The sequence below is a fragment of the Microvirga brassicacearum genome, from assembly GCF_008757455.1.
Classification (GTDB): Bacteria; Pseudomonadota; Alphaproteobacteria; order Rhizobiales; family Beijerinckiaceae; genus Microvirga; species Microvirga brassicacearum.
Genome location: NZ_VCMV01000007.1, coordinates 1 through 14,707 on the forward strand (window position 1 = coordinate 1; position 14,707 = coordinate 14,707).

Annotated in this window: 7 protein-coding genes; 2 read left to right on the forward strand and 5 right to left on the reverse strand. The window is 61.5% G+C overall.

Features of this window, described 5'->3' with window-relative positions:
- Nucleotides 1-301: hypothetical protein (locus tag FEZ63_RS25360; protein ID WP_210251573.1), on the forward strand; the 301-nt coding region annotated here is incomplete at its 5' end.
- 111 nt (nucleotides 302-412) lie between these two features.
- Here the strand turns inward: FEZ63_RS25360 and FEZ63_RS05720 are convergent.
- The 4 genes from FEZ63_RS05720 to FEZ63_RS05740 all read right to left on the reverse strand — a co-directional run bounded on the left by FEZ63_RS05720 (nucleotide 413) and on the right by FEZ63_RS05740 (nucleotide 9,610).
- On the reverse strand, nucleotides 413-2,107 hold the full coding sequence (locus FEZ63_RS05720; RefSeq protein ID WP_150942804.1) for an arylsulfatase: 1,695 nt from the start codon (nucleotides 2,105-2,107) through the stop codon (nucleotides 413-415).
- 617 nt (nucleotides 2,108-2,724) lie between these two features.
- Nucleotides 2,725-6,246 carry an autotransporter outer membrane beta-barrel domain-containing protein gene (locus tag FEZ63_RS05730; RefSeq protein ID WP_150942684.1) on the reverse strand — a complete coding sequence of 1,174 codons (3,522 nt, stop codon included), beginning with the start codon at nucleotides 6,244-6,246 and terminating at the stop codon, nucleotides 2,725-2,727.
- Between the two features lie 332 nt (nucleotides 6,247-6,578).
- Complete coding sequence (locus FEZ63_RS05735) at nucleotides 6,579-8,099, reverse strand: DUF1254 domain-containing protein (protein ID WP_150942685.1); 1,521 nt, start codon at nucleotides 8,097-8,099, stop codon at nucleotides 6,579-6,581.
- 68 nt (nucleotides 8,100-8,167) lie between these two features.
- Nucleotides 8,168-9,610: a DUF1254 domain-containing protein gene (locus FEZ63_RS05740; protein WP_150942686.1), complete on the reverse strand. Its 1,443-nt coding sequence runs from the start codon at nucleotides 9,608-9,610 to the stop codon at nucleotides 8,168-8,170.
- A gap of 343 nt (nucleotides 9,611-9,953) precedes the next feature.
- On the opposite strand from FEZ63_RS05740, the gene FEZ63_RS05745 reads away from it, so the two are divergent.
- Nucleotides 9,954-11,045, forward strand: coding sequence for an AraC family transcriptional regulator (locus FEZ63_RS05745; RefSeq protein WP_150942687.1), 1,092 nt, complete (start codon nucleotides 9,954-9,956; stop codon nucleotides 11,043-11,045).
- Between the two features lie 69 nt (nucleotides 11,046-11,114).
- Here the strand turns inward: FEZ63_RS05745 and FEZ63_RS05750 are convergent, their stop codons facing one another.
- Complete coding sequence (locus FEZ63_RS05750) at nucleotides 11,115-14,414, reverse strand: autotransporter outer membrane beta-barrel domain-containing protein (RefSeq protein ID WP_162419678.1); 3,300 nt, start codon at nucleotides 14,412-14,414, stop codon at nucleotides 11,115-11,117.
- Between the last annotated feature and the right edge of the window lie 293 nt (nucleotides 14,415-14,707).

Below are 14,707 nucleotides of genomic sequence, written 5' to 3' on the forward strand. Positions count from 1 at the left end.
TCGACGAACTGATCCGGATCAAGCGTTAGAACTCGTCGGAGCTGTCTCTGCATCGATAGCCGATGAAGCATTGGGGATTGTTCGAGCTCGGGACCCATGCCGGCTCGGGGAATTGATCGACGAGGCATTCACCAGCACCTTTGACGAATCGAGCATAGGTGTTGGGTCCCGTATCCAGGACAACCGCGCCTTCCTTCAGAACAAGCTGCCGGTTGGCCGAGCAAGGCCGTTGGGACGTAGGCGGTCCGACCTGGGCCGTCGCCGCTGTGGCGATTGCGGCAAGGGCAAGAGCTGGCAATAACCTTATCATCGCTACTTCCTCCAGTTCTCAAAAGTGCTTGAGCGCGTGTGAGAGTTGGATGCACGCGGGCAACCACAACCGATGGCCCGCGTGCATCAATCCTTGACTCACCTATTTGCCGATTGCCCCCCGGGCGGCCTCGATTTGTTGCTTTACAGCTTCAAGGTTGAAGCTCGCGCCCTTTTGCATCGGCGGGAATTCGACCGCCGTCATGGCCAGCTTCTCTACCTGCTGCTGAACGAACACAAAGCGCCAGAATTCGTACTTGAACCAGTCAAAGTATTGCTGCGCTCCCTCCTTGGTTCCTGAATTGGGCCAGCCGGTGCGCTCGAAGGGATCGAGGCGCAGATTGGTCAGGAACGGCACATCGACCTGGGTCTTGCTGCCGAGCCAACCACCTGGCTGGTCGATGAAGCGATACTTGTAATCGCCGAACCGGACCGCGCCCAACGTGCTTTCGCCGAAGTAGAAGATCTCCTGGCGATTGGACGGACCCTTGCCGGTGATCAGGTTGGTTTGGTCATAGCCGTCCAGATGGTTCTTGTAGGTCCTGTCGCCGATCTTCTTGCCCTGCTTCAGCTCGGCGGTGATGTTCGGGTTTCCGGCCGCCGTCAGGAGCGTCGGGAACCAGTCGAGCCCGGAGATGAGACCGTTCTCGACCTTGCCAGCCGGCACCTTGCCGGGCCAGCGGATCATGGCCGGTGCGCGGAAGCCGCCTTCCATCACCGTGCCCTTGCTTTGAGCAAAGGGGGTCTGTCCCCCATCAGGCCAAGTAAAAACCTCGGTGCCGTTGTCGGTGGTGAACACGACGATCGTGTTGTCGTCCACACCGGCGTCCCGAAGCTTCTTCATCACGAGGCCGATGTCATCGTCGAGCTGCGCCATGCCTGCTTCATGGATGGACCAGCCGTTCTGGGAGTTACGCATCGCCTGGTATTTCGGCGAGAGGTGCGTGACGATATGCATCCGTGTGGGGTTGAGCCACAGGAAGAACGGCTTGTTGTCGGCCTTCGCCTTGTCGATGAACTTAAGAGCATTGTCGCGGATTTCGTCGTCCACGGTTTCCATGCGCTTCGGGCACAATTCACCGGCGTCCTCGATCCTTTGCTTGCCGACCTTGCCCCATCGCGGATCCGCGGTGGAATCATCGACATTCGTCGCCCATGAGTGGAGCATGTTGCGCGGGCCGATCTGCGCCCTCAGCTCCTGCGGGTAGTTCGGATGGCAGGGATCCTCCATCGCATCGAGGTGATAGAGATAACCATAGAATTCGTCGAACCCGTGCACCGTTGGCAAGAACTCGTTCTTGTCGCCCAGGTGGTTCTTGCCGAACTGTCCGGTCGCGTAGCCGAGGTCTTTCAGTGCGGTGGCAATCGTCACCGCCTCCGCTGGCAGTCCGATGGGCGCACCGGCTTGGCCGACGGTGGTCATACCGGTTCGGATCGGCAGCTCTCCGGTGATGAAGTTGGCGCGACCGGCGGTGCAACTCGCTTCGGCATAGTAGTCGGTGAACAGCATGCCCTCCGCAGCCAGCTTGTCGAGATTTGGCGTCCGCCCCGCCATCATGCCACGGTGGTAAGCGCCGATATTCCAGATGCCGATGTCATCGCCCATGATCACGACGATGTTCGGCCGTGCCGGCGCCTGAGCGGCGGCTGGCGTCAAGGCGGCGGCGGAGATGAGCGCAGTCGCGCCCAACAGAGCCGTTCGCGATGCGTTGCACGCGCCGGCGAGCGCGCCCCTGACCCAAGATCCGCCGTCTGCGGAAGCGGTATTTGACCTTCCCGCGCGAAATGCACGAAGCATTAGACTTCTCCCTCTTCGTCTTTCAGGTTTCCAGAATTTCTCGGCTGACGCGGCGAGATCCGACGTGCTTTTGGTGGAAGTGTCAGCCGGCTGCAGGTGGTGCGCCGCCGGGCGGTAGCGGCAGTATGTAGGTCAGGCGGGCGCGCATAGGTGCGAGCTGCCCTTCAGCACCCGGCGTAGGATGTGCATCTGCGGTTGGCGCGCATCATAACTTTGGTCCTCGCGAGTATCGCACGGGTTTTCCGGAATGCAGCATGCGATTCCGATCATGCCCGGGAACAACTGTTCCCTTGGGACTTGGGCTTGATCATCGCGGAGTATGGCCTGCGACATGGGCGGTGCTCCCGTTTGGGCAGGCCGGCAGTATCATACAGAATCCGGCGATCCGCTATCAGGGTTTACCCTCGAATTCCGCAGCACCAGCCACCCGTCGGCCACCGCCGAAATTAAAGTCCGCCTCTCGCAGCTTCAGGGTTTCGCGCCCTCTGCCGAAACGAGAGGGGCTTCCAGTTGACGCTGAGCGCAGCGATGTCAGCACAGGGTTTGTATCTTCGATCGGAATCCAAACGCCACTATCAATCGGATTTGGAAATAGCCGGCCCTGACTGCCGTTCCCGTTACCAGGTCATCCGGAAGCCTCCGGTTCCCCCGAGACTGTAGCTGTCGCCGACATGGGCGAGGCTGGTGTTGACCGACACTTCGCCATAGAGCGCATATTTGTCACCCGACCAGCTGTAGCTGCCGCCGGCGCCGATGCCGGCCCAGAGCCGGTCGTTGGCATTGGCGAAGGTGACGCCGGCGACACTCGCCGCGGTGCCGTCGAGGAATTCGTAATAGAGATTGGCAATGCCATAGACCTTCGAGCGACCGGTCTCCCCGGCACTCTCGAAGTCGGCCGAGAGGCCGAGCCGTCCCTTCAGACTGTCGCCATCGGACGAGGTGACGCGCGCGCCGAAGAAATCGGTGAAGCCGTCGAAGTCCACCGCCGAATAGGCAAGCTGCGCCTGAGGCGTCATCGACCAGCCCGCGCCGAGGCCGAGACGCTGGCCCGTTTCTCCGCTCAACGCATAACCAGAACCGTCGTTGCCGGATGCCACGGTACGGCCGATCAGGGTCGAGGCGATGTCGCTGTCAAACCGGATCGCTTGGGCTTGGCCATCGGCATAGAAGCCGTTGTGACCATACCAGGTGAGCGTTCCGCCAACCCCATAGCCATCGGTGTCGATTTTGCCACCGCCGAAGCGTGAGGTGACATCGGCCGAGACCGTGCCGTACTGGGCTGTGAGGCCCGCCACGAGTTTCCCGTTGCCGTTTTCGACCACTACGCTGTCGAGGCCCATCTGCAGCTTCAGCTGATCGGACTCGTAATTCGCTCCACTTGTCGTGCGGGATGGTTCGAACACCTGGCGCGAACCTTCGATCCGGCCCCACAGGCCCTCGCGCGCCGTCGCGGCGGCGGGAGCCGTGTCTGGTGACCACGCCCGGGTCCCGACGCGCTGCTCGAGGGTCGACACGCCATTCAACCCGAGCAGCACCTGCGCATAGGTCTCGAAGAGCGGCACGCCAGGCTGATAAAGCGGACCAAATGATACGGGCGATGTGGGGCTATCCGGACCCGCCGGAGCGGTGGCCAGCGACGAGCGCAGGTACCAGTCGCCATCGGTTGGCGTGCTGATCCCGTTCTGCTGCAAGGTATAGCCGTAGGCTCCAGCGACAATCACCTGCTGGCCCTGAAGGGCATAGTCGCCCGAAAGCGTGAACGTGCCGTTCGACGTCCCGCGGACATCGATGACCTTGATGCCTTCGACGGTGCGTGCGCCGACACCGCCCAGATTCACGACCTTGAGCCGGGAGGAGCCGGCCGTGTTGCCGGTCACGACGAGGCGGTCGGAAGGCGATGCGTCACCGCCGATCACCGACTCGATCTCGAGCAGACCGGCATTGCCGGTGTAGTTGCCATTCACGGTCAGCGTGCCGAGTGAGTTGCCCGGCGCCACAACGCCCGCGTTGCTCGTCGTGCAGACGAAGCCGGTGCCCTGCAAGCGGCCGCCGGCCAGCACATTCATGTCGCCGCACAGGCTGCCATTGACCGAGAGCGATCCGGATTCCACCGAGGTGACGCCCGTGAAGCCTGAGCTGTCGCCGGTGAGGTTCGTCAGGCCCGACCCGATCTGCCGGATGCTGCCGCTGCCGGAGATCGAGCCGCCGAACGTGGAGGTGTCCGAGCGGTTGAAGGCGAGGATGCCGTCGTTGGCGACATTGCCGATGATCGAGCCCCTCATGCCGCCATCGCCGACCTGAAGGGTACCGGCCGAGATCGCCGTATCTCCGGTGTAAGTGCTTGTGCCGGTCAGCGTCTGCGTGCCGCCCGTGATCGCCAACCCGCCGCTTCCGGAAATGCCGCCCGAGAAGGTATCGTTCGCGGCGGTGATGACGAGCATCTTGGGGCCGAGGGTGGCGCTGCCGCTGCCGGCAAGGCTCTTGATGCTCGAGCTGGCGGCCGCCACGCCCGAGAGGTCGAAAGTCCCGTCGGCGATCACCCTGGCGGAGCTCGCGATCGAGCCGGCGCCCGACAGGGTGAGCGTGCCGGCCGAGATGGTCGTCGAGCCGGTATAGCTGTTGTTCCCTGACAGCACCCATCTGCCGGTGCCGGCCTTGACGAGGGAGGTTGGACCGCCGCTGTCGCCCAAGGGGGCGGCCAGCGTGTTGGCTGCGCTGCTGATGCCGGTCAAGGTCAGGGTGCGAGGACTCGTGCTACCTAAAGCCACCGCGGCCGTGCTCGTGAAATTCAGCGCGCCGGATCCGGACGCATCGATGCCGCCTCCATTCGTCGCCAGCGTGAACTGGCGGTCCGTGCTTGCACCGGTCCCTGTATATCGCAGCGTGCCCCCATCCAGAACCAGATTGGCGGCGGCGCTGGAGGATGCGCCGATGCCGCTTGCAGCACCGCCATTGGCCAGGAGCTGTGTGCTCAGGACACCGCCGGAAATCGTGGTGCGGCCGGCATAGGTGTTGGCGCCGGACAGGATCTGTGTGCCGGCGCCAAGTTTGGTGAAGGATGAGATCACATTCTGGATTGGCCCGGCGAAGTTTCCTGAGCCGTTCGCCGCGCCGACTGTCAGATTCGGCCGACCGCCGGCGAGGAATGTAATGACGGCGTTTGACGAACCGTTGAGGCCGTCGATCGTCTGGTCTCCCGTGTTGACAAATCGCAGTACGCCGTTGCCGAGGATGGTCAGGGTGGCGGTCCTCGGTAGAACGTTGGCTGCATTCGTCTGCAGGATGGAGCCTGCACTGATCGTGACGTTGCCCAAAAAATCATTGGTGCTGTTGTCTAAGGTGACCCTGGAGCCCGCGATCGTGATGTTGCCGGTGCCTGTGATCTTTCCAGTAAATGTCGTCCGGTCTGTGTTTCCGCTGAGGAGCGTGGCATCCCGGTTCAGGGTCATGATCCCCGTGAATATTGTTCCGTTGCTGCCCGGATTGAAGGAGGTCGAGCCGATCGTGACGGCGCCGGTGCCCGAGCCGCTGACGACGATGTTGTTGGCAATCTTTTGTGCTGAAAAGAAATTTCCGAAATTAGCCAGAAGCGAAACGTTCGACGCTCGGGTATTCGCGTCGCCGAGCGTCACGGTCCCACTGCCGAGGGCCTGGTTCCCGCCGAACACCAGCGTACCCTGCGATACCGTCGTGCCTCCCGTGTAGGTGTTGGTTGCATTGCCGATGGTGAGGGTTCCGGTTCCCGTCTTCACCAGGGTCGAACCGGTGATTACCGAATTGATGGTTGCCGAGATCCCGGCATTCGTTGTGATCGTCGGCGTATTCCCGCTCAGGGTCAGCGTGCCGCCGGTGATCCCGTAGCCGTTGGTGTTGAAGGTCGCACCGCCCATAGCAACCGTACCGTTCACGGTCACGGTGCCCGCGGTCCCTCCAAAGGCGGCGGTGTTTCCGCTCGCCCATGGCACAGCCGTCGAGCCGTTGAACCAATTGACGGTGGTGTTGTCCCAGGAGCCGGAGCCGCCGGCGCCGGTCGGGCCGAAACTCAGGGTCTGGGCGCCTACGGATGTAAATGTCGTGCCCAACAACAGCATCGCCGCAAGGACTACTGAGTAGTTATCGCCAGCCCTCGCACGAAACATACAAATTCTCTCAACTTCAGCGTGCCGATTCTGCGAATATGAAACGTACCACTTAGGAGGGCAATCTATTCCCACACCGAGCAGCGTCCGGAGTTTGCGCTGACCGCACCTGCGACGCGGCTGCTCGGTTCGAGAAAATAGCAGTCACTGTCGAACGCGGGTGGGAAGCGAACAATCGTCAGCCGAATGAGAGCGCTATGCCGCGGGCACAATTCGGAGGTGTATGCAACTCGATGGCTGCCAACGTGGCAGCCATCTCTCAGCGAAATCTATCAGCCTGCTCCGGGGTCGGAAGCCCCGGATAAGTCCGACAACGGTTCCGTTAGCGTTTCCTATCTGACGAGTTCGAACTCGCCCGGTTTCCAGGTCTTGTCGAACCATGGCTCCAGCGGGCCATAGAGGCGAAGGAGAACGTTCCAGCCCTTGCCAGGAACCGTCTGGACCCAGTTGGTCTCATGGCCTTTCGGTGCTGTCGGGCCGAACCAGACATCGACCGAGGAGTCTGCGTTGATCACAATGTCTTTCTTGTCGCTGCCGATGCTGGGGAATTGCTGGTCCGTCTGCAACATTGAACGCGTCTGATTGTCATATGCAACGAACGACCAGAACTCCTTTGCCGGAATGTTTGGTGGCAAGTGCACCTTATAAGTCTTGCTGCCATCGAACGGCTTGCCGTCCTTGTCGGTCGTGGCACCGGCATATTGCGAACCGATGCCGACGCGCTTTATCGCCATGGCCGGCGTGACGCCCGTCGCATAGTAATGGAACAGGACACGGGCATCCAGATAGCGAACGCCGGGCTGCAGAAGAAACTCGTAGCTACCGCCGACAAAGCCGGTGAACCAAGCACTGTCCGGATAATAATAGGCGTCCTTCATACGGGTCTTGAAGGTGATGGTGCGCGCTGTCGCATTGCCGACGGCCACGGCTTCGGTGAGGATCTTCTTCATCCGCTCGTCGGGCGCGAAGGGTTTGCCTTTAACAATGCCGATGGCGGCGAGCTGTCCTAGCACTTCCGGGTGATAGGCCTCGTTCGGCTCGTATTGGACGATGTTGTTCACTTCCTCGTAGAAGTGAAAATTATTGGCATGGATGGTGTTGAACTCCTTGCCCGAGACGTTGATGATCTTCATCGGCGACGGATTGCCGGCTTCCGAAAGGCGATAGACCTTGGCGAATTTCTTGGTGTTTTCGACAGCAGTCGCGGTGCTGCCATTTTCGAGGAAGCCGCGCCAGAAGAAGAGGTTTCCGTACGTCGAGGTTCGAAACACGAAATAGCCTTCAGGTATTTCGCCTTCATAGCCCGGTGGCAAAAGCAGGTACTTCCCGCCCTTGCCCTTGTCCGGGCCGGCATTGCCAACGTCGCCGACATATTCGAACCAGTGATTGTCGATCATGCCCAGAATGTTGGGTGGCGTCTCGATGACCAGCGGGCCAGCCTTGGTGTCCAGCCACATCAGATTGTAGATGCTTTCGGTGTTGCCTGTGAGGAACAGCGAACGCGAGTCCATGAGTTTTTCGAAGATCAGGATGGTCTGATTGTTGTCGGCGCCCTGGCTGGCCAATCCAACCCGCAGCGCTTCAACGGATGCACCGGGCATGGCATTGAGAAAAGCATCGACGCCGCGCATGAAATCGAGATTGTCGTAGATCTTCGCCGACGTGGCGTCGTCGGGGAAGCCATCGAAAAAGTTCAGTTTGCCGAGCCTGGTGTCTAGACTCTCCGGCGTGGTGATCGAATCCGGTATGGGCGTCGTCATTTTCATCTTTGGCGCCGTATCGGCGGAAGCGGTGCCCAAGCCCATCAGCACCACCGCGGCGGTGGCGCAAATCAGTCTCGTCGTGCGTATCATTGTTCACTCCTCATCGACATCCGACGCCACGCGTCAGCCTGGTCGAGGTATTCATGATCGGGGAATAATTATTGCGCCACATTGATACCGGGCGGCTGCCACGTCCCTTCGCCAGCCGGCAGGATCGAAGGCGCTTCGCTCTTCGGCCAGTACAGGCGCATCACGAGATAGATTGTGTCGTTGGGCGCCGGCAGCCAGTTTGCTTCCTTGTCCGCGCCGGGGCTGTCTTTCTGGATATAGAGAGTGAGCGAACCATCTTCGTTTTTCTTCATACCCGGCAGCATCGGCGAGTTGATGAGGTAGCGGTTGATCGGATTTTTGACCAGGAGTTGGCTCTTGCCGTCATACATCGTCACGGACCAGAACGCATTCACTGGCGGCAACTGGCCGGCTGCGAAGGTGATGGTGTACTTGTGCTTGCTGCCGTCGAGCGGCGCACCGGCGGCGTCCGTTCTGGTGAAGGGGTACATGGCCTCGGCTGCATCGTTGCCATAGATGCCAGCCTTGGCGGCCCCGGCCCGCATCAACCAATCGCCGTTGTAGAAGGCTTCGTCGCCAAGAAGCGAGCTGACGTTCCAGCCGTTGATGGGTTTGTTTCCGCCGGCCAGCCATTTCTCGATTTTGTCGTCACCCTGCTTCATGCCTATCAGAATTTCGGCTTTGTGTTCGAGCGAGAGGTCCTTGAAGTCAAAGGTCTTGCCGGGACCGATGCCAATCTTCGCAAGTTTCGCGCGAACAGCCTTGTCCCTTGGTGTCTCAGGGACGAATTGCAGGGCGGCGTCGAGATACTGGAAGAAGTTGTCCTTGATCCCGGCAGTGGTGGCGGGAACGAAGTTGATCGTCGGCGCAGCTGGCGGGGCGGGTTGTTTGAGGAAGGTGGAAAGCGGCTGCGCCTTGTAGGCGGCCTGAATTTTCTCGACGTTTGGCATGTCGTCGGGGTTAAAGAGTTGAGTGCGGAAAAGTGCGAGCGTGAACGGCGTCGTCGATTGGAAGACCTTCTTGATCCCGGTGGGCGCTTCACCTTTCCAGTCGGGGCCGACCACCAAATAGTCGCCCGGCTCGGCCTGCGTAGCGCGCGTGCCGATGTAGCCGAAATTGTAGGTGTTGCCGTCGATTAACTGGACCGCGTAGTAGCGGTCCTTTTCGACCGGAGGCACCGAGATGACCATCGGCTCAGCCCGCAAATCTAGCCAGATGAACGAGTAAGGGGTGTCGCTGTTCGGCGTGATGATTGCCGTGTCCGCTGGGGTGGCGACATGGTGCATGTTATTGATTTCGTTGAAGGGCGCCTTAAACTGCCCCGAGTTCCTGTCAACGGCGAACTCTTGCATCACCGCATAATTCATCACGAGCGGTAAGCCGTAGATGAAGCCCTCTTCGGCGATGTCCTTGGCCTCCAACAGGTTGGGCCATTCGGTTTTGTTCTGCGCAATTGCCGGGGTGGACTTCGCCGTCGCGACGGCGAGCGCGGTTATCGCCGCAGAGCGAAGCAGATCGCGTTTCGTCAGCATCGGAGCACTTTCTTCAGGTTCGCGAGTTGTGGTCAAAGCGCGTGCGGGTAGCAGGAAAACGTTAGGCGCCCTGTGCGGTGGTTGGCAATGCGAAGACGGTCAATCCAGACCCGCCTGGATGTCCGCCTTTGGCCATTCTGCGACCTCCAGCGACGTCCGCTATTGCGCTGTTAGCGCTGACGAGCGGACATCCGGCGTTTCCGACTCTATTAAAGCCATGCCGACGACGGCCGTAAACCGGTTTCCCCGTTCCCGAGACACTTATATTGTGCCACAAAGCAGCAATCGGACTTCGAGACCACTCATTTTGCGCCAACCCTGCGCATTCCGGAACGTCCCGCACATGGCTGAGATTCCGGTTATTTCCAACCAGATACTGCACGGCCTGCCAGCTTTCCTGCGCCACGAAATCGGGGAAAGGGCGCTCATGCAGGCCAACCGGGCCGCGGGCTTCGATCTCGAACTCATCGAGGACCGGAATTGCTTCATCCCGCACGCGGCGGTCATTGGTTTCGTGGCTGCCGCGGCCAGAGCGGCGGGCGAGCCGAACCTCGGCGTCCTGCTGGCCCCGATGATGAACGTCGCCAACTATGGCAGTTTCGGACGCTATGTCCTTGGAGCCGACACCCTCGGCCGATCCATCGAGCGCAGCATTACGGCCCTTTGTTACCACAGCACCGACGATAGGATGTCGGTTGCGATCGTCGGCGGCGAGGTACGATACAGCTACCGTTTTGCTCTGGCCGGCCGCACCGGCTACGATATTGTCGCCTGCGCCGCGGCCGGCGTCCTGCTGAGCGTCTTCAGAGCTTACTTGCCGATTGACTGGCGTCCTCTGCGTGTTGAACTTGATACAGATAAGCCGCGCCAGACCGAGCTCTTTGACGACGTGTTCCAGTGTCCGGTCCTTTTCAACGCTCCCGCGGTGACAATCGTCATGGAGCGCCGTCATTTATCTGCGGCTCCGAGACGCGTATCACGGCCGATTGTCACCATTGAGGATGTGGCGCGAGACCGGCGGGGCGGCGCTCCACGAGATTTGCTTGGCGTCGTGTTGGAGCAGATCCGCGCCCAGGTTCTCACCGGCAGTGTATCCATCGATGGTGCTGCGCAATCGATGGATATCAGCGTCCGAACCCTGCAACGTGAGCTAAATCGGGCTGGCACCGATTTTCGCAGCTTGGCGAACGCGGCAAGGATTCAGCGAGCTACCGAGCTGCTCCGGCATGATAGCGGTTCGATCACCCGAGTTTCGGCAGAATTGGGATATTCATCTCCGGCCAATTTCGCGCGTGCCTTTCGAAAGGGGACCGGTCGCGGACCAAGCGAGTTTCGCTTGCGAGGGGACTCTCCGATTTCCATTACCGATGACCACCAAAGTGTCGGACAGGACGCACTTGTCCTTGCGCCCCTCGTCGCGCCGCCTGAGCGATAGGACAAGTCATTGCGCTTCGTAGGATATGGTGAAGACCCATCCGGTTTGGCGCGAATGCCAGCGGAGCCCTTAGAAGCGCCAGGTGAGATTGCCGTTGAGGGTATGATCCTGCCCGCGCTGGCCGATCTGACCGTTATAGGCGATGCCGAGCGTGACGTCCTGGGTCGCCTGCCAATCGAGACCGGCTTGCGCGATCAGAGCGTCCCGGTCGACCGGAATCCCCCACACCGTTAAAGGCACCGCGCCGCCGTCGAAAGCGACGAGCGAGGAGGGGGCGATGTCGCCGTATGCGTGACGCCAGCCGAACGTGCCGTGCAAGGTGAGTGCCGCTGTCTCGCCGAGCGTCGTTTCGACCTTGATCCCGACCGTCGTGGAGCCGAGCTCGCGCGCCGGGCCGTAGCCGGCGAGCGCGGCAATGCCGCCGTTCTCGCGGAAATCGTCCGTGCGAACCTGGATGATCGAGGCACCGACGAACGGCTCGAAACGCACACCGGCGGTGGGAATGGCATAACCGATCTCGCCGAAGACCTGCGCCGTTGAGCCGTCATAGGACGCGGTGGCCTGATCAGAGAAGGCAGGGAAGATCACCGACCGCTTCGTGTCGGTGTCCCGGCCCGCATAGGCGGCGCCGAGCCGAACGCCGAGTGCCCCCCATTGCGCCGATCCATAGATCGCGCCGAACACGGTTTCGGTCGTGCCGGAGGAGTTTCGGGCGTCGATATCGAACGTGGTGCGAGTGAAGCCGCTGGCAACGCCAAGGCGGTAGGCGGGACTCACCGCCATGTCCGCACCGAGAACGAAACCGCCCGTGGAGCGATCGATCGAGGCTGCGTTGCCGTCGAAACGGGTCCGCCCCCACGATCCGAGACCTTCGCCCCACAATGCAAAACGACGGGGATCGAAGCCCTGCACAGTGATGGGCACCGGTTCGTCGACTCTCCCCGGCCGATCGGCCGCGTAGGCGGCAGGCAGCGTGGATGAGCCGGACTGCGATGCGCGGTCGAGGCGCTGCAGCAATCGATCGCCGATGAGGGTCGCGTCCTGATACGCGACCGTGACGGCGGACGCGTGAACCTCGCCCGACAGCGCGTCGAACGCTTGCCGAGCTGCGCCGGTGCTGGCACCGAGGACCGTATCGTACAAGCGGTTGCCGGAGCCGAGCGCTTCGACGGCGGCGGCAGTATCGAATTGGTTCCTCGAGACCGCTACGGAGGTGAACGGAACCGGTTTCGGCGGAATGACCTTGCGCTTCAGGGTCAGCGTCACGCCGTCGCCGTCATAGGAAAGCGTCGGCGTCAGAAACGCGAAATTTGTATTGGCGACCGCGAAAGTGCCGTTCACGCCGCTCGCTGCGGTCAGGATCGTGTAGTCCGTCTTGTCGCTGTACGAACCTTGATCGGCCGGGACGAAAACCTTGCCGCCCGAGAGCGTCGCGACGCCGGTAGCGGAGATGCGATCCGATTGCCCGTGGGCGTTGACTTCGACTCGATAAGTGGAGCCGGAGGAGAACCCCACGTTGCCGGCGACATTGAGCGTGCCGATCGAGTTGCCGGGGGATACCGTTCCGCCTGATTGGGCGAGGATGCTGCCGACAATGCCCGTGCCGGACAATGTGCCGGCGCTGGTGACGATCACAGCCGATTGCGCCAACGACCCGTTCACCGCAAGGTTTCCCGCCTGCACTTGCGTTGAGCCCGAGAGAGCGTGCGTGCCGCGCAAATCGAGTTTGCCCGCACCCCGTTTCACAAGCGTTCCCGTCCCATTGATGGCGGTATCAAACGCCGCACCGGTCGGCTGGTCGATGATCAGGCGTGCGTCGTTTCTGATCGTGCCGCGGCCGAGGCTCGCGGCGTTGCCGACAAGCGTGCCGCCTGTGATCGTCGTTCCGCCGGTCGATGTATTCGCGCCGGTGAATGTGAGAGTGCCGGATCCTTCCTTGGTGACGGTTCCGGATCCACTCAAAGGGGCTGCAAATGTCACACCATCATTGTGATTGAAGGCAAGGACACCCGCGTTGACGACCGACCCGGCGGACACCGTGCCGCCCACATTGCCGATGCCGACACGAACGGTGCCCTGTTCGCCGATGGTGAAAGTTCCAGCCGACACCCGTCCGCCGTCTCGAACCGTGAGCAGGCCGGGCGTGGCGAAGCCGCTGATCGTGTCGCCTACGATGAGATTGCCGCCGACACTCCATTCCGACCCGGCGTCCCGCACTGTCGCGGATCCGGTGCCCAACACGACGGACGACAAAGCCGCGTCGGTTCGCGTCACCACGCGCCCGCCATTGGAAATGTTCAATGTTGCGTCGCCTGCGAGCGCGGAGATGTCGGTCACATCGGCGTTCACCAGGGACCCGCTTCCCGTAACGTTGATCTCGCCGCCGATCGAGCCAAGGATGTTCGTGTTGACGCGGCCGCCGCCCAGAATGTTGATGTTGCCGCCCTCGACGGCCACCACGTCCGCGGTCAATGCGCCCGATGGGCCCGAAACATTCAGGTTGCCGTCGAGCACCGCTGCCGTTCCGGCGGCCGTGAACGATCCCCTGATGTCGAGGAGCGAGCAGCAAACGGTAAGATCGCCGCCGATGATGCTGTTGCCCGTCAGCGTCAACTCCGTGGCGTTGCCGTCGACTTCCAGCGAGCCGGCGCCGCTGAACGAACCGGAGAAGGTCGTGGCGATCTCGTTGAGGCCGGTGGTGAAAATGGCCCCCGAGCCGATCACCACATTGCCCGCGCCCGCAAGCGAGCCCGTAAGCTGATCGCCTGTGACCTCGAGCGTCGCGCCGCTTTGCACCGTGATGTCGGACACCGTCGACAGGGTATTGGCCGCTCCTGCGCTCAACGTGCCCTGCGACACGACAGTCGCGCCGCTATAGCTGTTCGCGCCGGTGAGCGTCAGCGTGCCGGTGCCGGACTTGGTCAGGCCGCCGCTGCCATAGATGGTGCCTGCGATGCTCGTTGGCGCTGCGATATTGAAGAGTGTGTCGGCAGCCAGATTCAGGCTCAGGGAAGCATCGAAATTGACAAAGCTGAGCGGCGCGACGATGACGGCACCGCCGGTCAGCTCGATCGTCCCGTTGATCAGGGTGTGGGTGCGGTTGAGGTTCGATTCGAAGTTCAGGCCGTTCACCGACTGGGGTCCGTCGACATCGACGACGCGGGCACCTGGCGCGGAAGGGAAGACCGCGACGTCCAGACCGGTCGGCAATCCGGCGTTCCAGTTTGCAGCATTGCTCCACAGGCCGCCAGTCGGGCCCAGCCATCGAATGTCGAGCGCGCGTACGCTGCCCGGCGCGCACAGCGATGCGGCGGCGAAGGCGGTCGTACCGAGAAGCAGCTTTCGGAGCGAGCTCGAATTCAAGGGCATAAGCATTTCCGCGGCGACATAAAGTTTCGCGCCGAAGACTAAGAGGAAATGCCTACATGACAACCGTTTTCCGTTGAGGAAACTCGTTTTATCGGACGTTGTTACCCTTGGGCAACGGCGGCGAGGACGAAGCTCGGTGTCCGTGAATACTCGAAAATCAGCATTGCCTCTATCTCGGGCCTTGCATGAAGTATCCTGCCTGAAAGGGGGCGATTCCGGGCGAGACCCTTGTGACCGCACCGGCACTCGACCATGATCTTCCGAGAGACAGTGCACGCCGGCGTTGCCGGTGG

Coding starts and splice junctions, on each gene's coding strand:
- FEZ63_RS05720 (WP_150942804.1), bottom strand. CDS start 2,107: ATGCTTCGTGCATTTCGCGCGGGAAGGTCAAATACCGCTTCCGCAGAC.
- FEZ63_RS05730 (WP_150942684.1), bottom strand. CDS start 6,246: ATGTTTCGTGCGAGGGCTGGCGATAACTACTCAGTAGTCCTTGCGGCG.
- FEZ63_RS05735 (WP_150942685.1), bottom strand. CDS start 8,099: ATGATACGCACGACGAGACTGATTTGCGCCACCGCCGCGGTGGTGCTG.
- FEZ63_RS05740 (WP_150942686.1), bottom strand. CDS start 9,610: ATGCTGACGAAACGCGATCTGCTTCGCTCTGCGGCGATAACCGCGCTC.
- FEZ63_RS05745 (WP_150942687.1), top strand. CDS start 9,954: ATGGCTGAGATTCCGGTTATTTCCAACCAGATACTGCACGGCCTGCCA.
- FEZ63_RS05750 (WP_162419678.1), bottom strand. CDS start 14,414: ATGCCCTTGAATTCGAGCTCGCTCCGAAAGCTGCTTCTCGGTACGACC.